The following is a 20,354-nucleotide window of genomic DNA, read 5'->3' on the forward strand; positions in this document are numbered from 1 at the left end:
AGAAGATATGTTTCAACTAAAAGGATCATTTTATAATAATGAATTTATCGCATTTGATGATTCAGCAAATCTAAGAAATGACAGAACTATTACTCGCGAGTGTCCAAGTGATACGACAAAGACACTTTGGAATCTAAATGTAAATTACGCGCATATAGAAGAACTAATCGATTCTGCCCACAAGGGTTTTCAAACATGGCGAAATACTTCAATCGAAGAAAGGATTGAGGCCTTAAGAAGATATCAAGAAGTACTTAAGACAAAGCAAGATCAGATTGCAACAGCGATTGCTCTTGAAGTAGGTAAGCCTCTCTGGGAAGCTCGCACAGAAGCGGCAGCATTAATTGCAAAAGTAGATGTAACGATTGCGGCATCTCTACCAAGAATTGAAACGAAGAATATGGAAGGTATCGCTCCAGGTACCAATGCTCATATTTACTATAAACCAGTTGGGCCAAGTTTTATCATTGGGCCATTTAACTTTCCTTGCCACTTAGCAAATGGACAAATTACAGCAAACTTAATCTCTGGTAACTCAATCATTTTCAAACCAAGTGAAAAGACATGTTACTCGGCACAGTTAATGTTTGAATGTCTTGCTGAAGCAAAATTTCCAATGGGTGTTGTTAACCTTGTTCAAGGAGATGGAGAAGTAGCAAGAAGAATTATTAAAGATAAGAGAATCAAAGGTATCTTCTTTACTGGATCAAAAGAAGTAGGACAAAAGATTCTAGAAACAACGCATACAGATCTTTCAAAACTAGTTTCGTTAGAGCTAGGAGGAAAAAACACATCAATCATCGATGAGACAGCTGATCTTGATTATGCAATTGAAGAACTTTTAACAGGTTCATACCTAACAGCTGGTCAGCGTTGTACTTCAACTGGTCTAGTTGCTATTCATGATTCTATTAAAGATGAATTCATTTCTCGTTTTCACGATCTAGCGAAGAGAATTATTGTGGATCATCCAATTGATCACAAAGTGGAGCCTTTTATGGGGCCATTAATTGATCAAGCTTCCCTTGACCAGTACCTTCTATTCATGGGCATGGCCAAAAGAGAAGGACTACAAGAAGTTATGCGTGGAAAGCAATTAGAGAGAGAAACTCCAGGTTACTATGTTTCTCCTTCGATTCACTATGCCGATAAGTTAATTCCAAAGAGTCACTTCCTTGCAAATGAAATCTTTGGCCCTAACGTTACATTTGTTGGCTATAGCGACTTTGATGAAGCAATTAATATTGCAAACTCAACTGAATACGGCCTAGCTGCTTCTGTCTTCACAAAAGATCACGCACGCTTTAAGCACGCTGTGAATAATATTGATGCTGGTTTAGTAAACTTGAACCGCGCAACAGTTGGAGCACATTCTAAATTACCATTTGGTGGTGTTAAGAATTCTGGAAACTATCGTCCAGCAGCTGTTGCTACTGTTGATCACTGTGTTTATCAACTTGCAACACTTGAGATTGATTCTCCAAGTGCAAGTGGAAATATAAAAGGATTAGCAGATTAATAATGTTTCTTATTAACGAGGACGCCTGTCGAAGAATTCTTTGACAGGTCTCTTCGGTTCTTTCTTTCTTGTTCAAGATCGACAACCGAATTCTTTGCATACAAATCTAAAACTTCACGACTCTTTAAACGAGTGTAAACCGCTTTAAATTTCTCTTTTTCATTTAAAATGAAAGTACTTGTTTCAACAGGCTTTGCACCTGGATGAACTTTACCTGATTCAAATTTAACTTTTGTGACAAATTGATTAATGAATTGATCGACCCTAGGCCCAGTCACAATCTCCTCATCAGGGTTTAATACAGGCGCCTGTGAAGCTTCAAAACGATCTGGAAATGGTATGACCTTAGCAAGGCCATGTGGTGAATAAGAAATCTTATCACCGCGATTTTGAGCAAGTAATAAATCCGTAAGTGCATCTTTTGCAGAAGCATCACCAAGAGTTGTTAAATCAGAGACTTCCTCTGGTGTTAACACCCTTAATAAATTACGAATTAGGTTACTTTGAGTCATCATAGTCGTTATTTTACCTCAGTATCTGAGTATATTTATCGGTTTTTGAAAAAAAAAATTTAGTAATTTTAATTGAGCTTCAATAAATTCAACTAGTTATATAAAACTAAATATTTTTCCCATAAAAGAAAATATTTACAATTTGAAAAAACGAGTTTATAAAATTAACTACTTAAGATTGCTGGGATGTGGCGCAGCGGTAGCGCAGTAGACTGTTAATCTATTGGTCGCGAGTTCGAATCTCGCCATCCCAGCCATTCTTTTGTATCCGCTTTTAAATCCCCCAAACATTCATATTAACTAATAAGCATCATAAGAATTTATCTTATCTTGTTATAGTGTTATATCTGTAATGAATTTTTACTTATGGATATCTTATGAATAACTTTAATCACTTCATTCAAAACAATCACGCATTTAAAGAATCATACCTTGAAGGCTTGGCCCTTTATCGTGAAGATGCGCAGGCAAATGAAGATGAGAACGAACTTCTCTCTCAAAAGTTTCAGGGCTTTTATAAAGAAGCTATCTTCTCTAAAAAACTTGATACTTATTCCAACCTTAACTTCTATTGGTTCAATCTTATTGAGGCCCTTATAGAGATCATTTCGTATCATAGTGAATTTGAAGTTGGTGAAGACTTTGAGATGAGTGAATCAGAAGATGCCATCTTTAACTTCTGGCATGACAGTAATTTAGCAAAGGTGTTCTTAAACTCGCTTAATGAATCAAAAGATCTTTTAGCTGAATCAAAAAAACTTGTTACTGTTTTAGAAGACAATATTATCGCGTTTTTCAATATTCACATTAAAGAAGAAGTCACTAGCGATCTTACGTATTTGAATGTTCCAGAACTTGGAGATGATAATTTATCTGCTTATCAAAATGGCCAACGAATTATCTTTAATAATCTAGAAGACAAAGTTTTAGCTAAGCTTAGTGAAAAATCACAAAAGAGAGCGGCCGTTGTTTCAAATATTGATGAGCTTAAAATTATCTTCTACTCTGAACTCGAAAACACGTCAAAAGAGATGACAGCAAAGATTGAAAAGGCCTATCGCCGACTTGAAAGATATACTCCTGAACTTTTCATGATTTTTAAGGAATTTACACAAAATATCATTCCAATTAATGAAAAAGGGATCGTTAGCTACTCAATGCAAACTCTTCCAGGGTACTCATCTATTAATACATACGATAGAGATGATATGGACTTAATGGATGATCTGCTTCATGAAAATGGTCACCATGTTCTAAATAGCTACTTGAATCAAGAAGAGCTCTTAGAGGAGCTTGAAGAAAAAATATACTACAGTCCATGGAGGCGAGCTCTAAGGCCAATAAGAGGTATTTACCACGCTTATATGACGTTTTACTGGGCTCTTGAACTATTCTCTTCACTTTCTCGACTAGAGGAACACGATTTCACGGATTCTGAATTTAGAAAGATTCAAGAACGTGCTATCGAAGAGTATTATATGTTGCAATTCTGTGAACTAGATTTAGAAAAGGCATATAAAGAAGAAATCGTTTCTGCTGAAGGATATGAAGTATATCTACAATTCAAGGCCATGGTGGACTCACATAGAGAGCATATTTTTGCACTTGAAAAGCATTTAAATTCTAATGCCGTAGAAGAACTGAAAAATGAACTTCTAGCGGCACGTAACGAATATTATTAATTATAATTTTGAGATTTTAGATTTTAATGCCTGCATTTCATTTGCGGGCATTAACTCACCTTGGGAAGTGGCAATCGGCATTCCCTCTTCAATAATGCTTAGGCAATCGTCATACTTTTTTTGCTTAAATAAGATCTTCGACTTAAGAAGGTAAGCAACTGAGTACTTAGGGTTTTCTTTAAGAACGATTTCAATATGGCCCATGGCCTTATCAAATTTATCATTACTAAAGTGAATATCAGCTAGGCCATAATTGGCAACAACATCATTTTCATCAATGGCCAATACTTTATTAAACATATCAAAACGACGAGCACGGTCTTCTTTTTCGGCACGCTCTCGTTCTTCTTGTTCTTTTTTGAACTTAGCTTCATCTCCAAAGCGCTTAAATGAAGCAACAGTCGCTAGCGACTTCTCCTCTTCAGCTTCTTCGATTTTACCCAATTTCATAAGGTAGAGAGACTTATTCGTATGGGCCATCACAGAGTTTTCATCAACTTTTAAGAGCTCATCCATAACATCAATGGCCTTTTGATGATCACCATTATTTCCTAGGATAACACCTTTTGACTCGTAAGCATCTGCATAATGAGGGTTAAAAGAAATCACTTGATCTAAGAGCATGATGGCCTCATTTACTTCACCCTGATGAAATCGCTTAACGGCTTTATTAAAATAGTGCTCACTTATTTCCAATTTATCTTCTTTAATAATTGGATATGTAAGTACACGAACTGTGCCTCCGTCATATTCTATTTCTAAACCATTAATCAATAAATCTCGAGGGACTCTTACCACAGATAAGTAAAAATCATCAGTCTTAACAGAATTAAGGACCTTTACCTTCTTATCCTTTAAAATAGTTTCCTCTTCTATTTGATTCTTGGAGATTAATAGGACTGGATAACGAGCAGCTCCTCTGCGACTTTCAATTTTAGAAGCTGTTTCTTGCCCTAGAAAACACCCTTTATTATAACTGATAGCAAATTCATTTAATCTTGTTTCATTGATTAAGTTAGTGCGCTCAACTGTAACATCTAGCTGCGGCCATCCAGTTAAGACGCATAGCTGATTATGAAAATCTGTTATTGGCAACTGTTCACTTATAAATCCAATATAACCTTCATTATCAAAAATACTAATTGGAACAAAACCTTCACTAGAACGTGACGATAGTGCAGCAATTAATTGAGTATGTTTAATCGTGATATCTTCCATAATGATGAACTTCTCTAACTCATTAACTGTTTCATCTGCAATTTTCGAATCGACGATAATATAGAAAGCCTGATCAATATTCACAAGATAGAAAAAAGAAAACACCCGACCATTTCGATCCAAACGACATGCAAGAGTCCCACCATTCTCTAACTTGTCGACATCTGCAGTAATCTGCCTTTGTAAATAGTCTCTTGTTTCATCACCGATGAATTTATAAACACTATGTCCATTTAATGAGAAAGTATTCTCACTGAAGAAGAATTCATAAACCTGTTCTTTTACATATGTATCATCAATCATCATATCAATAATTTACTTCACAGCTTTTCTAATTACTAGACCCTTGCCAACATTTTTTACCGCTCCACAACACAAGTCATTAATCATAGGGGGGTAAATAATGTTAAATATAATTTAATTACATTAAGTGATATAATTTCAAAAAAGGGATATAAAATGGCCGTTAAACTGAAAATACAATCAAAGCAAGAATCATATATTGTAATTTTAAAACCAAATTTAACATTTGGCCGAAGCAAAGAAGATGCTGATATTTTCTTAAATGACTCAAAAGTATCTTCAGTCCATTTTCAAATATTATTCGATGGTGATGAAATTCTAGTCAAAGACCTAGGCTCAAAGAATGGCACCCATATTAATGGAAGACGCATCGAGAAAGAAATCACTTTATATACATACGATGTAATTACAGCTGGGAATTTTAGTATCAGACTAGATCAAAAATCTTTAAATAACTTAGAGCTTTCTAAATTTTCTCGACAGGACGAACCTAATGCTTGGGGAGAGAATATTTCCAATATTCATAAGACCCTTCGCTTCACCCTTGAAGAGGAAAAAAGAAAAGTACAATTAAAGAAAAGAACCAAAGTTAAAAGTAAGGCCTAAACACTAAAGCTTTCGCCACAACCACAAGTATTTTTTGCATTTGGGTTTTCAAAAACAAAACCTTTTCCATTAAGGCCGTCTTTAAAGTCTAAAGTAATACCACTTAAGTAAATTGATGATTTTGGATCCACAAGAATCTTAATACCCTCTAATTCGATAATATTATCTGAATCTTTTGGAGCATCAAAATCGATATTGTAAGAAAGACCTGAACAACCACCACCAATTACACCTAGGCGTAGACCGAAGTCCTCAGTTGAGCGATCTTCACTCGTGAAAATATTTTTTATTTGCGCAACTGCTTTTGGCGTCACATTTAATAACTCGTTCATATAAACCTCTAATATTACGTAGGTAATAATGACCAATACCTAAATTATATCATATTGATGATATACTTTATATAGGAGCAAGAAACAATGTCTATCTCATTGATTATTAAGAGCGGTGAAAATAAAGCTAAGGTTCTTATTAAACCTAAATTAAGCTTTGGACGCTCTAAGTCGTCAGTTGATATTTCAATCGATGACTCAAAAATTTCATCTAAACATCTCGAAATTACTTATAAAGATAAGGAAATTGTTGTTAAGGACCTAGGTTCAACTAACGGTACTTATATTAACAATAAGAAAGTCACAAGTGATCAACGTCTTTATATTTATGAAACTATTCGTATTGGTAATTGTATTATTTGTATCGATTTAAATGATCTCACAGATATTGAGTATAAATTTTTAACTCGACCAATCGATCCAAATGTAGATGCTCAAGAAAACACACAAACTTCAACGGCCCTTGCTGACCAAACAGGCTTTTTGGCCTTAAATAATCTTTCGCTAGAAAGACAAAAAGTAAAAGCCGAAATAAGTAAAAAAAGACCAATACAAAGAACAAAAAAGAAAGTCGCCAAAAAGAAGAAAGTTGAACCAGAAGATAAAACTGTCATGACGAAAATCTTAAAATTCTTTAAGTAAACTTAATCTAATCCTTCTTCGGAACCCATGGAATATCCTGAATATTCTCATGCTTATTCAAGAATCGCGCTACGATAAAGAAATAATCTGAAAGTCGATTTAAATACTCTAAATCAATTGGATCAACATCCCCTAGCTCCACAGCTTCCCTTTCAACTTGTCTTGTTTTAGTTCGACAAATATGAACATTAGCGGCCGCAACACTTCCACCAGGAAGGATAAAGTATTTAAGGGGATCAACAACTGAGTCAAAGTAATCAATCTCACCTTCGAGATGAAGGATGTCTTCAATGTTTAATTTAGGTAATTTGAAATTGTCTCGGTCCTCTCTAAGAGTTGCGAAGTTAGAACCGAGAACAAAAAGATTTTCTTGAATTGATTTAAAAGTATTTTTAACTCTTGAAACATCAATATGACAAAGTGAAAGACCTACAAAACTATTAAGTTCATCTAAGTTTCCATAAAGATTAATACGAGCGCTGGCCTTTGAGACACGTTGTCCACCAACAAGGCTTGTTTCACCTTTATCACCTGTACGAGTGTAGATCTTTGACTTCTTCATTACATATTCCTTCTGTACTTCCCACCAATCTCATAAAGAAGATTAGTAATCTGTCCAAGAGAACAATAGTTAACTGTTTCAATAAGCTCTGCAAAAATATTTCCACCAGAAAGGGCCACAGCTCTAAGCTTATCTAAGGCTTCATCTGATTTATTAGCATTTCTGTCTTTGAAATCATTTAAGCGAGAAATTTGTCCTTTCTTTTCTTCGTCACTACAACGAGAAAGTTCAATTTCTTGATTTAGCTGTTCATCAATATTGTCTGCAATATAAGTATTAACACCAATGATAGGAAGCTCTCCTGAATCTTTTAGTGTCTCATAGTAGAGAGACTCTTCTTGGATTTTTGATCTCTGGTACATACTTTCCATTGCACCAAGAACTCCACCCTTATCAGAAATTCTTTCAAACTCAGCTAGGATTGCTTCTTCAACAAGGTCAGCTAATTCTTCAATTACATATGCACCTTGCATTGGATTATCAGATTTATTTAAACCGAACTCGCGATTAATAATCATCTGAATTGCCATAGCACGCCTTACAGACTCTTCAGTTGGTGTTGTAATCGCTTCATCATAAGCATTTGTATGAAGAGAGTTACAATTATCTGAAAGTGCTAAGTAAGCCTGAAGTGTTGTTCTAATATCGTTGAAGTCAATTTCTTGAGCGTGTAGAGAACGTCCAGATGTTTGAATATGATACTTAAATTTTTGAGACTTCTCATCTGCACCATACTTATTGCGCATAGTGATTGCCCAAATCTTTCTAGCAACACGTCCAATTACTGAGTACTCAGGATCAAGTCCGTTTGAGAAGAAGAAAGATAAGTTCTGTGAGAATTCATCAATATTTAATCCACGGGCAAGATAGTATTCAACAAATGTGAAACCGTTTGCAAGTGTGAAAGCAACTTGAGTAATCGGGTTCGCCCCAGCTTCAGCAATATGGTAACCAGAGATTGAAACTGTATAGTAATTCTTGATCTTTTGCTGACAGAAGTATTCTTGTACATCTCCCATCATCTTAAGTGCAAACTCAAGAGAGAAGATACAAGTATTTTGAGCTTGATCTTCTTTTAAGATATCGGCCTGAACTGTCCCACGAATTTGTTGAAGAATAGCTAGGCGCTTTTCAGTATCGTAGTAGTCATCACCTTTAAGCTTTTGTCTTAAAGCAGTGTTTAGGTAAAAAGCTAACATGATCGGAGCCGGCCCATTGATCGTCATCGAAACTGACGTGTATGGATCAGAAAGATCGAAACCATCAAATAATAACTCCATATCTTCAACTGTTGCGATCGAAACTCCAGCTTCTCCAATTTTTCCAAAAATATCTGGACGAAGATCTGGATCCTCTCCATAAAGAGTTACTGAGTCAAAAGCAGTTGATAAACGTTTTGCTTTGTCATCTTTTGATAAGTAGTGGAAGCGCTTATTAGTTCTTGCTGGACCACCTTCTCCAGCAAACATTCTCTTTGGATCTTCATCTGTACGTTTGAATGGGAAAATCCCTGCACCAAATGGAAAGAACCCTGGCATATTAACAGTTCTAATAAAACGGTACTGATCCACCTTAGAAGAAAATCTTGGTGTTCCTACCTTTTGAACATCTAGTCCAGAAAGAGAAGTGTATTTTGTCGCTACTTTAAACTCACGATCACGTACGTGGTATGTGAAAGTTCCATCTTGGTATTGTTTAACGACTGATTGGAATTGTTCGATTTCTTTTTCAACATCTTCGCCAAGTTCTGATTTTAGTTGAGCAAGTTTTGCATCAACTTCATTACTTGGAACAATCTTACTTGTGATCTCAAGGGCCTCGATATCGCGAAGCTTTTCCATTCTCATTTCAGTTTCATGATTATAGTCACGCGAAGCTTTTGCAATCTCTCTTAAGTAAAGTGATCTTTCAGCAGGAATGATTCTTGTCTTATCATTACTTGCACGATTTGCAATAATTCCCTCAAGTGGAGCCTGATCAAAATCAAAAGTCTGTGCAATAGCTTGGAATAAAGCGTTTACACCGACATCATTAAACTTCGATGCCATTGTTCCAAAAATTGGAAGTTCTTCATCTGTTGGAGAACCTGGGTGTCCAGCAAATAGATTATGATTTCTTCTATATTGCTTTCTAATATCTCGCATTGAATCTTCAGAGCGAGGCTTTTCAAATTTATTAAGAACAACAAAGTCCGCCTGCTCAAGCATTTCAATTTTTTCAAGTTGTGTTGCAGCTCCATATTCAGGAGTCATAACATAAACACACTTATCAGAAATTTTTGTAATTTCATCTGAAGCCTGACCAATACCAGAAGTCTCAACAATAATTAAATCGAAGTCTTGCTCCTTTAAGAAGTTAACTGTCTTTTTTATTTGTGGAGAAAGCTCTGTTCCAGAATCACGAGTTGCAAGTGATCTGATATAAAAGTTTTCAAAGTTTGCAGAACCTAATCTAATACGGTCACCTAAAAGCGCACCTTGTGTTTTCTTCTTTGTTGGATCAACTGAAATTAGTGCAACTTTCTTTTCAGGATAGAAACGGTGAAATCTTAAAAGAGTTTCATCAATTAAAGATGACTTACCTGCACCACCAGTTCCTGTGATACCAAGTACTGGAATATTTTTTTCCGAAGAAGGGATCTCAATTTCAGCACCATCTTCAATGGCCGTAATAACTTTTGCAAGTTGAGTCTTTGGAAGATCTTTTGCCTTAGCATCTAATTTGAATCCATCAAGAGTTGAATGAGTTGCTCTCTCAATCATGTCATCAATGATTCCCTCAAGACCTAATTTCATTCCATCTTCTGGAGAATAAATTCTAGTAATGCCTTTATCGTGAAGTGCCTTAATCTCCTTAGGAGTGATTACACCACCTCCACCACCGAAGATACGAACATTTGTCGCTCCGGCCTGATCAAGTAGCTCACGAACATAAGCAAAGTATTCATTGTGTCCACCCTGATAAGAACTCATGGCAACTGCATTTGCATCTTCATGTAAAACAGCATCGACTACCTCTTGGGCAGAACGATTGTGTCCTAGGTGAATAACTTCAACACCCTTAGACTGAAGAAGTCTTCTCATAATATTTATTGATACATCATGGCCGTCAAATAAACTGGCCGCTGTGACAAATCTTAATTTTCTCACTGTAAACCTCTGATATCACGTTAAGTAAAAACAATTATTTACCCAAGCTTTTTATCTTTCAATATTGCTAAAGGACTATACCTAATGTATTTTAATCAGGCAAAAATCCCTTTTATGATGCGTTGATATACGCTAAAATACTGCTAATTAACTTAGTATTAGGAATTGCTAATGAGCGAAGATGTTAAATTTTTAGTGGAGAATCCTTACCACTCGGCACGTTTTAAGCCAGCACGTAAGGGTAAGAAAGGTCCAAAGCTACTAGCTGTTGTTCACCAGTCAGGTTGTACAGGTTGTGAGATCTGTATTCAAGGTTGTCCGGTTGACTCAATTGAACTAGTTCCAGGCCCTAATCCAACGAACCCACAATTTAATCAAACAGTTGAAATCGATCTTGCTAGATGTATCGGTTGTCAAAACTGTTCTCAAGACTGTCCTTGGGAAACGATTACAATGTATGAGCACAATGATGCTTTTGCTATTTGGGGACGTGAAACTCTTAAGTCAGAACTTTATGTCTCAGAAGAGTCACTTAATGAGTTACACAACGAATTTGGAATCACAAAAGAAAAACCAAGCGAAGAATCAAATACAGAAGAAGAGAGCGCTTAAGCCTAGGCTTGAGCACTCTTCTTATTTCCACGAACTTCAGTTAGAAAATAATCAATAATATAAATACCTGCCGCAACAGATATTGATGCATCCGCTACATTGAATGCAGCAAAGTGCCATCCTTTATAGTAGAAATCGAACATATCAACCACGTAATCTAGAGAGATGCGATCAATAAGATTTCCCACTGCTCCTGCAAAGATCATAGAGTAAGCAAGACAGAGCATATAACTCTTTCTTCTTGAATCCCAAATTAGATAAACAAACCAGAAACATGCGATTACAGGCAGGATTTTAAAAAGAATCATTCTGATGACATCTGGAAATTCACTTCCCATTCCAAATGCGACACCAGGATTTTTCACATATGTTAGGTTAAAAAAACCAGGGATAACAGTAAGTGTCTCCCCTAATTTAAAACTAGATTGAATGGCCCCCTTAGAGAATTGATCCAAGAAAAGAATTCCAACAATCAGTAATGTCATTTGCCAAATTCGATTCATTTATAAAATTCCTTAGGGTTAATTTCGTACTTTTCAATTTTTCTAAGAAGAGTCTTCTTTGGAATATTTGCCTTTAATGCTGTTTGATTAATTTTTCCATGATTAATCTTTAAGGCCTGAATGATAAATTCTTTTTCAAAGATATCCTTAGCTTGAGAAAAATTTAATCTCAGCTCACCGTCAACTTCACTAGTTGCAAAAACAAATTGATAGCCCTGAGCACTTGCAATAAGTTGTTCATCTTGTCCGGCATCTGTTAATACAGAGTCTTTGATTTCATCATAATCAATAATTGCCTGAGATTCTTCGACAACATTTTCTACCGTAACTGACTTTCTTATTTTATCCGGAAGAGATGTTGCTTTGATGATATCACCACTTTCAATGATGAAAGCGTGTTCGATAACATTTCTAAGCTCACGAATATTTCCTGGCCAATCATGACCTTGCATAATTTTCATCGCCTCATCGTCAAGGCCACTAATTTCTAGGTTATGAACATTGTTAAAATACTTAACATAGTAATCAACAAGGTGTGGGATATCAGAATTTCTTTCTCTTAAAGGAGGAAGATAAACAGGAAGTACATTTAAGCGGTAGAATAAATCTTCTCTAAATGTTCCTTCTTCAATCATTTTTTCAAATGGTTTGTGAGAAGCTGCAATAACACGAACATCTGCTTTGATTTCTCTATTCGATCCTACTGGAGTAAATGTTCCTTCTTGAAGAACTCTAAGTAGCTTTACCTGCATTGTTGGAGAGACATCACCAATTTCATCTAAGAATAGTGTTCCACCATCTGCAAATTGAAACTTACCGATCTTTCTTTCATTAGCGCCAGTAAAAGCACCTTTTTCGTGACCAAATAATTCAGACTCAATTAAGTTTTCAGGAATGGCCGCTAAGTTAATCGTTACAAATTTCTCATCTTTTCTTGGCCCATTATAGTGAATTGCACGAGCAACTAGCTCTTTACCAGTACCAGACTCACCACGAATTAAGACAGGTGTATTAACTTGCGCTAGCTTTCCAATAACATTGAAAACCTTTTGCATAACATCTGATTCACCAACAAATTTATTCTTTGTATCACCAAGTGAAAGAACTGGTGCAGAGAAACCAACCGTTTCAACTAATGAGCGGGCCTTAAGGGCACGCTTGATTAAAGAGACTAAGTTATCAGAACTAATAGGCTTTTCTAAATAGTTATAAGCACCTTCCTTTACGACCTTAACAGCATCCGTAACATTTGAATAAGCTGTTAAAATAATAACGATAACAGAAGGGTCATGTTTTTTGATTTCTGTTAATGCTTCAATACCATCCATTTCAGGCATGTTCACGTCCATAACAACTAAGTCATACTTAGTCTTATAAACAGCACTTAACGCCTCTTTTCCGTTGTCAGCAACATCTACTGCAAAGTGATGAAATTCAAGGGCCTCTCTTACTGAGGTTTGTAAAACTTTATCATCATCGACAACTAAAACCTTATGCATATGCACTCCATTTATTTATTCAAAAATTTAATTAGAAAACTAGTTCCCTCTCCAGGTGATGATGTTACAGAAATCTCACCCCCATGAAGTTCTACGAAGTATTTTACCAGATAAAGACCTAGACCGCTTCCCTTAATAATATGGGACGCATCATTTTTAACCCGATAAAACTTCTCAAATATATTATCGACATCGTCTTGGCCCATACCAACACCATTATCAGATATCTCAATATAGACCCAAGTATCATCATCCCAAGTCTTAATATTAATTGCCTTTCCTTCACCAGCATATTTAATCGAGTTTTCCACAATATTGGAAACAATTCGATTAACCAAGCTAACATCGATTTCGATGGGAAATAACGGACCTAGCTCAGTCTCAATAGTCATCTCTTTAGAACGAGCGAGATAAGTTAAACTATTCACGCAGTCTTCGATGATCTTATTGACGTCTTTACTTTGTAAATTAAGAGAAATATTTCGCGACTCTACCTTAGTTAAATCTAAGATCGAAGTAATGAAATTATTAAGTTCCTTTGTCGAATCAATAATAGTCTTTAGGCCATCGTGCATATAGGTTTCCCCTCCACGATTACGTTGCAACATATTGTCTGCAACTCCAGCTATTTTTGCGACGGGTGTTTTTAAGTCGTGACTCATTAAAGAGATAAAGTTTTGCTTTAGGTTTTCAACTCTTTTTAAAAGTTTTGTCTCTTCTTGAATTTTATAGCGTCTTTGATACTCACCGATGGCCCTGAAAGGAACCCAAATATAATAAACCACAAAGACTGTTAACAAGATGTGGGTGATATAAAGCCAGAGACCAAAGAGCAGAAAGATTAAATATGAAAATAGAACTGTTCCTACAATGATCCCAAAAGTAATGAGTAGACCCTTTGCAGGTTGAATCCTAGAAATAACGATTGATAAGACCACACCAATTAGCATTGAAAGCAATTTCGTTACCCAAAGAGGTATTGAGTAGATTAACTGATTCTCCATTAATGCCTTTGTCATATTGGCATGAATTTCTAATTTTGATGTTCTTTTTTGATCTTTATCAAATGGTGTTTTTGCGTAATGTCTTAGGTTCGAAATATAGGCAGGTCCAATAAGAACAACCTTGCCATTAAAATACCCACTAGGAATATTACCTACGACAACACGGTGGACGGGTAATTTTTCAAGATGTTCAAGTGACCTAAGAGGATAGCGAAATAAGCTAAAGCTCGCATCGGCTTCGGGCATATAATAAGCACTCTTTAGCTTATTAAGAACTAATGGTTCTTCATTATTAATAATTCGCCATTCATTGGCCGTCCAAAAGTCGAGAGTCTCTTCTCCCGAAATATTTAGAACCATTCTTCTGACAACATCATCTTTGGCAAATAACTTACTATCAATATTCACCACGGCCGGTGAATAACCGAGATCTCTCAATTCTTGTGGTGGAAGACGCTCGCCCCAAGAGTCTAGTTCTGTTCCATAGCGATAGAGCCCACCTTGTTTCATATAGGCCTTAATTTCATCGTGGAGTAATTGTAAGGAAGCCGCCTCTCTCTCATTTAAAGGAGCAGACAAATCACCAAAGAAATTAATAATTGCCGGCTTATCTTTTAAGACTTTTCTAAATAGTTTTAAATAAGTTGTATAAGTATATGGATAACTCTCACCTAAGAACTCATCACTTTCTTCATCAATTTTAATGAGAACAATATTGTCATCATGAACAAGAGTCATGTCTAACTTAAGTCTTAAGTCATAGAAGATCGCTTCAATGGACTGAAACTTGTACTGAAAAAGCACAGATAAGAAGACGACTGTAAAAAGCGCTGGGTAGTATTTGGTAAAATCTAAATCTCTGAAGTACTTAAAAAAGTTCTTCATAGCAACTCACTTTGATGAAATCTTTCATCCATTGCATCTGGAGAACGAAGAATTGACCACATTGTTGTCGAGGCCACATTAAAATGAACATCATTAATCTTTGCATTTTCTAAGTAGATAACTTTTTGAGCAACACCTCTCATATCCACACTCTCATGTTTCTTGAAATGGTAACTTTTGAAGCTATTTGAGAGTCGGTTAAATAATCGCCTAGGAACTGCAAACATATAGCGAAAAACGGCTTCCGCTCTAGCAAGCTTAAAGACACAATTAAAAATGCCACGCCAAAATAGCAGGACGATTAGAATATGAGTTAACACTTTTGCATTTATCGTTTCGTTAAAGCTAAGTTCTGCCTCTAAGTATTTATCCATCTCAGAGGGGCTCAGACTCTCTATAACAGCAGAGTTGATGATGACATAACCCGAACCCAGGAGACTTCCCATAACGAAAAATGGAGCATTCTTACTCTCAAAGAATTTCAGCCTTCCCTTATTTCCTCTAAAGTGAAGTCCATTTATTTTATTAAAAATGGCCACGTGTTCTTTCTTGTCTAATCGAATTGGATTTAGCCTAGATAAAACAATAGAAGGAATAATGTAAGTAAATGAAATTACATAAATTAATGTAGCAAGCGTCACCGAACTCGAAATATGCAGGTTCGTGCTAAATACAATGAAGCCTCCGGCCAGGAAAAATACCTGAATAAAGACGATGAAAAGACTTAATAAATATGAAATTAATACACTAAACAAATTTTTGTCCCTATTTTTTTTACAAGATATTCTCTAATTATAGACCCAAATCCAAAATCCGGCTATAAGTCATCTGAATCACAGATAGACAAAAGCGCATATATATGAAGCGCTCGACGCGAGATTTCGCAGCGCGACTATTGTGGATTCCGTAATTGTGATACACAAGGCATTAACGTTTTAAATATAAGCAGAAGGGGTATTTTGAATGCATACTAAGCTACTTTTTGGTACAGCAGGTGTTCCTAATTCTACAGTTAAAAAGAACAATCCAGTAGAAGGTGTTAAAAGAATTCACGAACTTGGACTTGATTGTATGCAACTTGAGTTTGCACACGGCGTAAGAATGAAGGAAGAAGTTTCTTCAAATCTAAGAAAAGTATCATATGAGCTAGGCGTTCCATTAACTTCACACGGCCCATACTATATCAACCTAAATGCTAGAGAGCAGGATAAAATTGATTCTTCTGTTGAGAGAATTATCCAAACTGCTAAGATTTCTGATCTTTGTGGTGCAGAATCAATGACTTTCCACGCAGCTTTCTACATGAAAGATTCTCCATATGATGTATTCGACCTAGTTGAAAAATCAATGAATGTAATCGAAGAAAGACTAAGCAGACTTGATATTGAAATTGAGCTTCGTCCAGAGCTAACAGGGAAGACTTCACAGTTTGGTTCACTAGAAGAGCTAATCAGCTTAACTAAGAATGTAGACTCTTGTCGCCCATGTATGGACTTCTCTCACCTATATGCACGTACTAATCAGTACAACTCTGAAGAAGAGTTTGATGAAGTAATTGCTAAGCTTAAAGAAGAACTAGGTGAAGAATCAGTTAAGAATATGCACATCCATATTTCAGGAATCAGCACTAACTCTAAAGGTGATCTAAAGCACCTTAACCTTGAGAAGTCTGACTTCAACTGGAAAGATCTTCTTAAGTCACTTAAGAAAAATGGTTGTGGTGGATACATGATTTGTAACTCACCAAACCTAGAAGATGACGCATTAATGCTAAAAAATTACTACAATACACTATAAAAAAAGCGGCTTTAAGCCGCTTTTTTTATTTCTTCATATTCTTTAGTTTCAATAAAAATATCCTCATCCATTATATATACAACTAAGTCCTCGTGAGTACTAAGAACTTCTTTTAGGCCATCGTTAAGGGCCTTGTCATAAAGCTTTAACTCGATAAAGCTCGTTTTTTTGAGGTCATCGATAAAGGAGAGACCTTGAGGGAAGTCGATAAACGTACCACCTATCCAAAGTCGATATGACTTAATTTCTGAAATATAATTTAGTTGATGAGCATTAGAGTTGGCACTTTCTGTTAAATTGAAAGTCTCACCAACTAATTTCTCAAATGAAAGATCTAAAATTTTACCGCTTTTCACCCCTTACTTATCGGTAAGGAATGAAGATATCTTAACGGACGTCAGTCTCTTTAAATTCGTAAAATGACTTCACATCACTAATATCTGATATTAACCACTTATCATCTTTCTTGATGATAAGAGCTATTTTCTTAACTGAAATTGAAACATCTTGTTTTGTTTTACCATCAGTGGCCTCGTCATCATAAGAAACAGAATAAGTGATTGAACACTCATCTCCTGAACAATTCTTATATACGATAGATAAGCGAGACTTCTCGTATTTTGACATCTCATTAAGCTTCTTTGGATCATCAGTTAATGCTTGAGTATATTCCTCAAGTAGACTTCCTGTTAAGTAGTCCTCTAAATCATCGACCTTAATTTCATCATTTAGCCTTTTTTCAATGAAGCCTCTTAGAACACCTTCTGGAGACTTGTTAGAGTTACATGAAATAAAAACTAATAAGATGATTAAATACTTAAACATTAAATGATCCTTCCTAGACTATAATGAAACAATTCCTCGACGTTTCAAAATATTATAAAGTGTAATCCAGTTATAACTATTATCTTCAACACTTGATAATAACTTTAACCCATATCCATTTGGGTAAACTAATTCGACACAAAAATTATCAATAAATTTCTTACCTTCATATTCTAACTCAAATTCAACTTTTTCACCCTTAGATATTTTTTCACTCGTGTAGATAACTATACCCTTATCATCACAGTTAGAAACTTTAACGGGTAAACAAGAACCAGAAGATAAGTAGACATTCCCTTCAAGAGAGCAGAAGCCATCAAAGTTGAAATTCTCTTTCGTAAAGATTGGTTTAAAGATAGCTTGAGCTAATTCTTCTTTTAATAACAGGATCATATTATATGAAACTAATAAGAAGATAACGGCCATAAGGAGAATAATTTTGTCGTACTCAACTAGGAATAAGGAAAAAACCTTATAAAAGATATTAAGTACAAAAACCGACAAGATCACTATGGTAAGTTCTCCCATAAATAGAATCTTAAAGAGTAAAAAAACTGCTAGTGCCGTTGTTATTTTATATGTTGTAAGAATTCCAATGAAACGATTTAAGTCAATTGCTGAAACATCTGCATCAAGTGAGTAACATGTGTGCAGAAAGAACAGTGAAAATACCACAAACAGAATATTTAGCAATTTGAATGTTAGAGTGTCAGTATTGTGCAATTGTTACCTTAAATTTCAAAGTTTGTTATAATTAATATATGGATTATTATCTCGAAATTTCTTCACGTTGTATAGAGTGTGATAACTGCAGGCTCATTTGCCCAGAAAAGGCCATTTTTATGGACAAGGGTAAATATACAATTGAACCATGGGCATGTACTTTGTGTAATGCGTGCACTCTCGTCTGTCCGGTAGACTGTATTAAAGAAGTTACTCAAAAAGAATAGTCTTTACCCTCATAAGAAATAGTACGTGTGTCAAAGTTAAATGTAACCCCTGCCCACTCCATAGTAGCAGTTGACTTGAAATCCACGCCGTCTAATTCTTCGATTGCCGCAACAAACTTTTTAATAACAGCAGGAAGCTTTTCAAGCTCAGAGATAACCTCAATATACTTATCGAGAGTTCCTAGATCTAAGAAGATTGGCTCCTTAGGTAAACTCATGTGAACATTTTTATTTTTGAAATCGGCCACTGTTTTGAAAAAGGAAGACTCACCTTCGACTTGAGGAATCTTAGCTAAGTCTAAAATCCCAACCCCTGAATAAGTTAAATAACTACTAGTACCCTCATGAGGAGCAATACTTGATAAACTCCCATCAATAACTTTTGTCTCATTGTAAGTAGCATCACGATCGACTTCAATTGCATACAAGTGTGCAATAGCATCATCTTCAACCATTCGTTTTATATCTTCACTAATTTGAGAAAAATCGAAAAAATAAAACTGATCAGAATTAATAATGAAAATGATCTCATCATCAACATAATTCTTTAAATTATGGATACATCCCCCGCTTCCAAGAATCGACGGTTCATGAAGCAAAACAACATCTTTGCCTTGTGCCCAGTTCTGCATTTCATCATGGCAGTGATGCGAGTTAATATAAATTTTTTCACAACCCAACATTTTGGCATATGCAACTTGTAGATCTAATAACCTAAGGTTGAAGAAGGGCCATAGAGGCTTAGGGATAATCTTTCCTAAGTTCCCCATTCTAGTACCAAAGCCAGCACTCGCGATGAAACAAGTCTTAATCATCTAAACCTCTTTTTAAAATATCAGAAAAAGATCTAAACACCTCAATTGAACTCTTCTCACAAATACTAATTAGCTTATGCAAATTTATTGGAATGAACTGAAGATAACCTTCTTTGTTCTTATCTATTTTTAAGTATGCAAAACTACCAAGGGCCTTAAATGTTCGCTGAACTTGGACGATATGATAATCATCGCCATACTTTTCATAAAACTTCTCATCATAAGTAAGAAGTAATTTCTTTTTTTCTTCATCAGAAAAATCAATATAACAGTCGTCAACAAGTGAGACCAAGTCATACATTTTTGGGCCAACTCTCATATCCTGATAATCGATGTGAAACAAAGTATTATCTTTCACGTATAAATTATTCGAATGATAATCGCGGTGACAGACAACATCCCTATGAGCATCATAGTAATCAATAATGAATTCTCGAACTTCTTTAACAATGCCAGCCTCTTGTGTATTGAAACTAACACCTAGGTACTGATTCAAGAAAAAATTACAAGCTAGATCAAACTCAAATCCAATTTTTTCTCTGTCAAAGATTCGATTCATACAAAACTCTAAAGGCATCTTTTGATATTTTTTAATATCTTCTACTGCTTGGATATGCTTGCTTATCCCTGAGGCTTCATAAAAATCTTTCAGTGAAACACTGCCAATATCTTCTAAAACAAGAATTGAGAACTGCGGATCATAATAAAAAATTTCAGGAGTTTTGATATTATCTAAAATATTATTGGTGACCTTATGAAAGTCACAGTTTTGCTGACCATTAGATGACTCAACACATACGACAAAAGACTGCGAGTCATTTGTTAGTCGATAATACTCTCGACTAGAGGCATCTCCAGAGAGTTTCTCCAGTGTACTCTTATCATTATAGAAACCAGCTTCTTCCAGCTTTTGTGTGATTGATTCTTTATTCATCCTAA

21 protein-coding genes and 1 tRNA gene are annotated in these 20,354 nt (G+C 35.4%); 8 read left to right on the plus strand and 14 right to left on the minus strand.

What is annotated here, in order from left to right; genetic code table 11:
• Nucleotides 1-7 precede the first annotated feature (7 nt).
• A complete protein-coding gene (locus ABMA72_RS08995; RefSeq protein ID WP_392909620.1) occupies nt 8-1,519 on the plus strand; it encodes an aldehyde dehydrogenase family protein in 1,512 nt (503 codons plus the stop codon).
• On the opposite strand, the gene ABMA72_RS09000 is transcribed toward ABMA72_RS08995, so the two are convergent.
• Nucleotides 1,516-2,034 (minus strand): hypothetical protein, encoded by a 519-nt coding sequence (locus tag ABMA72_RS09000; protein ID WP_393056838.1) that lies wholly within the window; start codon nt 2,032-2,034, stop codon nt 1,516-1,518. The genes ABMA72_RS08995 and ABMA72_RS09000 overlap by 4 nt on opposite strands.
• Before the next feature lie 179 nt (nt 2,035-2,213).
• Here ABMA72_RS09000 and ABMA72_RS09005 point away from each other — a divergent pair.
• A tRNA-Asn gene (locus ABMA72_RS09005) sits at nt 2,214-2,288 on the plus strand.
• 120 nt (nt 2,289-2,408) lie between these two features.
• Nucleotides 2,409-3,713, plus strand: a complete 1,305-nt coding sequence (locus ABMA72_RS09010; RefSeq protein ID WP_393056840.1) for an aKG-HExxH-type peptide beta-hydroxylase — start codon at nt 2,409-2,411, stop codon at nt 3,711-3,713.
• Here the strand turns inward: ABMA72_RS09010 and ABMA72_RS09015 are convergent, their stop codons facing one another.
• Nucleotides 3,714-5,237 carry a CDC27 family protein gene (locus tag ABMA72_RS09015; RefSeq protein ID WP_392861497.1) on the minus strand — a complete coding sequence of 508 codons (1,524 nt, stop codon included), beginning with the start codon at nt 5,235-5,237 and terminating at the stop codon, nt 3,714-3,716.
• Between the two features lie 153 nt (nt 5,238-5,390).
• Between ABMA72_RS09015 and ABMA72_RS09020 the strand changes: the two genes are divergently transcribed.
• On the plus strand, nt 5,391-5,840 hold the full coding sequence (locus ABMA72_RS09020; protein ID WP_393056842.1) for an FHA domain-containing protein: 450 nt from the start codon (nt 5,391-5,393) through the stop codon (nt 5,838-5,840).
• Here the strand turns inward: ABMA72_RS09020 and ABMA72_RS09025 are convergent.
• Nucleotides 5,837-6,172, minus strand: coding sequence for an iron-sulfur cluster assembly accessory protein (locus tag ABMA72_RS09025; protein WP_021267694.1), 336 nt, complete (start codon nt 6,170-6,172; stop codon nt 5,837-5,839). The two genes, ABMA72_RS09020 and ABMA72_RS09025, sit on opposite strands and share 4 nt — an antisense overlap.
• An 87-nt stretch (nt 6,173-6,259) precedes the next feature.
• On the opposite strand from ABMA72_RS09025, the gene ABMA72_RS09030 reads away from it, so the two are divergent.
• Nucleotides 6,260-6,814: an FHA domain-containing protein gene (locus ABMA72_RS09030; protein WP_392861493.1), complete on the plus strand. Its 555-nt coding sequence runs from the start codon at nt 6,260-6,262 to the stop codon at nt 6,812-6,814.
• A 7-nt stretch (nt 6,815-6,821) separates the two neighbouring features.
• Here ABMA72_RS09030 and ABMA72_RS09035 read toward each other — a convergent pair whose 3' ends face one another.
• Both ABMA72_RS09035 and icmF read right to left on the minus strand, forming a co-directional pair.
• Nucleotides 6,822-7,376: a cob(I)yrinic acid a,c-diamide adenosyltransferase gene (locus ABMA72_RS09035; protein WP_392861491.1), complete on the minus strand. Its 555-nt coding sequence runs from the start codon at nt 7,374-7,376 to the stop codon at nt 6,822-6,824.
• Nucleotides 7,376-10,525 (minus strand): fused isobutyryl-CoA mutase/GTPase IcmF, encoded by a 3,150-nt coding sequence (gene icmF, locus ABMA72_RS09040; protein WP_393056844.1) that lies wholly within the window; start codon nt 10,523-10,525, stop codon nt 7,376-7,378. Before icmF ends, ABMA72_RS09035 begins: the two co-directional genes overlap by 1 nt.
• 171 nt (nt 10,526-10,696) lie before the next feature.
• Between icmF and ABMA72_RS09045 the strand changes: the two genes are divergently transcribed.
• Nucleotides 10,697-11,137: a 4Fe-4S dicluster domain-containing protein gene (locus ABMA72_RS09045; RefSeq protein ID WP_021267740.1), complete on the plus strand. Its 441-nt coding sequence runs from the start codon at nt 10,697-10,699 to the stop codon at nt 11,135-11,137.
• A gap of 2 nt (nt 11,138-11,139) precedes the next feature.
• On the opposite strand, the gene lspA is transcribed toward ABMA72_RS09045, so the two are convergent.
• From lspA to ABMA72_RS09065, 4 genes are read right to left on the minus strand one after another with little or no spacing between them, the layout of a single operon-like run.
• Nucleotides 11,140-11,640 carry a signal peptidase II gene (gene lspA, locus ABMA72_RS09050; RefSeq protein WP_392861487.1) on the minus strand — a complete coding sequence of 167 codons (501 nt, stop codon included), beginning with the start codon at nt 11,638-11,640 and terminating at the stop codon, nt 11,140-11,142.
• Nucleotides 11,637-13,139 carry a sigma-54-dependent transcriptional regulator gene (locus tag ABMA72_RS09055; protein WP_392861486.1) on the minus strand — a complete coding sequence of 501 codons (1,503 nt, stop codon included), beginning with the start codon at nt 13,137-13,139 and terminating at the stop codon, nt 11,637-11,639. Before ABMA72_RS09055 ends, lspA begins: the two co-directional genes overlap by 4 nt.
• 11 nt (nt 13,140-13,150) lie before the next feature.
• Complete coding sequence (locus ABMA72_RS09060) at nt 13,151-15,028, minus strand: ATP-binding protein (protein ID WP_392861484.1); 1,878 nt, start codon at nt 15,026-15,028, stop codon at nt 13,151-13,153.
• The gene (locus ABMA72_RS09065) at nt 15,025-15,783 is read right to left on the minus strand and encodes a hypothetical protein (protein WP_393056846.1); all 759 of its coding nucleotides are present in this window, start codon (nt 15,781-15,783) and stop codon (nt 15,025-15,027) included. The genes ABMA72_RS09060 and ABMA72_RS09065 overlap by 4 nt, the downstream gene beginning before the upstream one ends.
• A 208-nt stretch (nt 15,784-15,991) precedes the next feature.
• Between ABMA72_RS09065 and ABMA72_RS09070 the strand changes: the two genes are divergently transcribed.
• Nucleotides 15,992-16,825: a TIM barrel protein gene (locus ABMA72_RS09070; protein ID WP_392861480.1), complete on the plus strand. Its 834-nt coding sequence runs from the start codon at nt 15,992-15,994 to the stop codon at nt 16,823-16,825.
• Nucleotides 16,826-16,836: 11 nt separating this feature from the next.
• Here the strand turns inward: ABMA72_RS09070 and ABMA72_RS09075 are convergent, their stop codons facing one another.
• The 3 genes from ABMA72_RS09075 to ABMA72_RS09085 are packed head-to-tail and all read right to left on the minus strand — an operon-like array spanning nt 16,837 to nt 18,325.
• Nucleotides 16,837-17,181 carry a hypothetical protein gene (locus ABMA72_RS09075; RefSeq protein WP_393056848.1) on the minus strand — a complete coding sequence of 115 codons (345 nt, stop codon included), beginning with the start codon at nt 17,179-17,181 and terminating at the stop codon, nt 16,837-16,839.
• A gap of 31 nt (nt 17,182-17,212) precedes the next feature.
• A complete protein-coding gene (locus ABMA72_RS09080) occupies nt 17,213-17,650 on the minus strand; it encodes a hypothetical protein (protein ID WP_392861477.1) in 438 nt (145 codons plus the stop codon).
• A gap of 18 nt (nt 17,651-17,668) precedes the next feature.
• Entirely contained in the window at nt 17,669-18,325 is a 657-nt protein-coding gene (locus ABMA72_RS09085) for a hypothetical protein (RefSeq protein ID WP_392861476.1), read from the minus strand.
• An 86-nt stretch (nt 18,326-18,411) separates the two neighbouring features.
• On the opposite strand from ABMA72_RS09085, the gene ABMA72_RS09090 reads away from it, so the two are divergent.
• On the plus strand, nt 18,412-18,600 hold the full coding sequence (locus ABMA72_RS09090) for a DUF362 domain-containing protein (RefSeq protein WP_084710518.1): 189 nt from the start codon (nt 18,412-18,414) through the stop codon (nt 18,598-18,600).
• On the opposite strand, the gene ABMA72_RS09095 is transcribed toward ABMA72_RS09090, so the two are convergent.
• Together ABMA72_RS09095 and ABMA72_RS09100 are read right to left on the minus strand one after the other, a co-directional pair.
• A complete protein-coding gene (locus ABMA72_RS09095; protein ID WP_393056850.1) occupies nt 18,588-19,415 on the minus strand; it encodes an NDP-sugar synthase in 828 nt (275 codons plus the stop codon). The genes ABMA72_RS09090 and ABMA72_RS09095 overlap by 13 nt on opposite strands.
• Nucleotides 19,408-20,349, minus strand: a complete 942-nt coding sequence (locus tag ABMA72_RS09100) for a phosphotransferase (protein ID WP_393056852.1) — start codon at nt 20,347-20,349, stop codon at nt 19,408-19,410. The genes ABMA72_RS09095 and ABMA72_RS09100 overlap by 8 nt, the downstream gene beginning before the upstream one ends.
• Nucleotides 20,350-20,354 lie beyond the last annotated feature (5 nt).

The sequence above is a fragment of the Halobacteriovorax sp. CON-3 genome (genome assembly GCF_043196995.1).
Taxonomy (GTDB): Bacteria; Bdellovibrionota; Bacteriovoracia; order Bacteriovoracales; family Bacteriovoracaceae; genus Halobacteriovorax_A.

Coding starts and splice junctions, on each gene's coding strand:
- ABMA72_RS09070 (WP_392861480.1), top strand. CDS start 15,992: ATGCATACTAAGCTACTTTTTGGTACAGCAGGTGTTCCTAATTCTACA.
- ABMA72_RS09025 (WP_021267694.1), bottom strand. CDS start 6,172: ATGAACGAGTTATTAAATGTGACGCCAAAAGCAGTTGCGCAAATAAAA.
- ABMA72_RS09060 (WP_392861484.1), bottom strand. CDS start 15,028: ATGAAGAACTTTTTTAAGTACTTCAGAGATTTAGATTTTACCAAATAC.
- ABMA72_RS09080 (WP_392861477.1), bottom strand. CDS start 17,650: ATGTTTAAGTATTTAATCATCTTATTAGTTTTTATTTCATGTAACTCT.
- lspA (WP_392861487.1), bottom strand. CDS start 11,640: ATGAATCGAATTTGGCAAATGACATTACTGATTGTTGGAATTCTTTTC.
- ABMA72_RS09090 (WP_084710518.1), top strand. CDS start 18,412: ATGGATTATTATCTCGAAATTTCTTCACGTTGTATAGAGTGTGATAAC.
- ABMA72_RS09000 (WP_393056838.1), bottom strand. CDS start 2,034: ATGATGACTCAAAGTAACCTAATTCGTAATTTATTAAGGGTGTTAACA.
- ABMA72_RS09030 (WP_392861493.1), top strand. CDS start 6,260: ATGTCTATCTCATTGATTATTAAGAGCGGTGAAAATAAAGCTAAGGTT.
- ABMA72_RS09020 (WP_393056842.1), top strand. CDS start 5,391: ATGGCCGTTAAACTGAAAATACAATCAAAGCAAGAATCATATATTGTA.
- ABMA72_RS09055 (WP_392861486.1), bottom strand. CDS start 13,139: ATGCATAAGGTTTTAGTTGTCGATGATGATAAAGTTTTACAAACCTCA.
- ABMA72_RS09015 (WP_392861497.1), bottom strand. CDS start 5,237: ATGATGATTGATGATACATATGTAAAAGAACAGGTTTATGAATTCTTC.
- ABMA72_RS09010 (WP_393056840.1), top strand. CDS start 2,409: ATGAATAACTTTAATCACTTCATTCAAAACAATCACGCATTTAAAGAA.
- ABMA72_RS09045 (WP_021267740.1), top strand. CDS start 10,697: ATGAGCGAAGATGTTAAATTTTTAGTGGAGAATCCTTACCACTCGGCA.
- ABMA72_RS08995 (WP_392909620.1), top strand. CDS start 8: ATGTTTCAACTAAAAGGATCATTTTATAATAATGAATTTATCGCATTT.
- ABMA72_RS09100 (WP_393056852.1), bottom strand. CDS start 20,349: ATGAATAAAGAATCAATCACACAAAAGCTGGAAGAAGCTGGTTTCTAT.
- ABMA72_RS09035 (WP_392861491.1), bottom strand. CDS start 7,376: ATGAAGAAGTCAAAGATCTACACTCGTACAGGTGATAAAGGTGAAACA.
- ABMA72_RS09095 (WP_393056850.1), bottom strand. CDS start 19,415: ATGATTAAGACTTGTTTCATCGCGAGTGCTGGCTTTGGTACTAGAATG.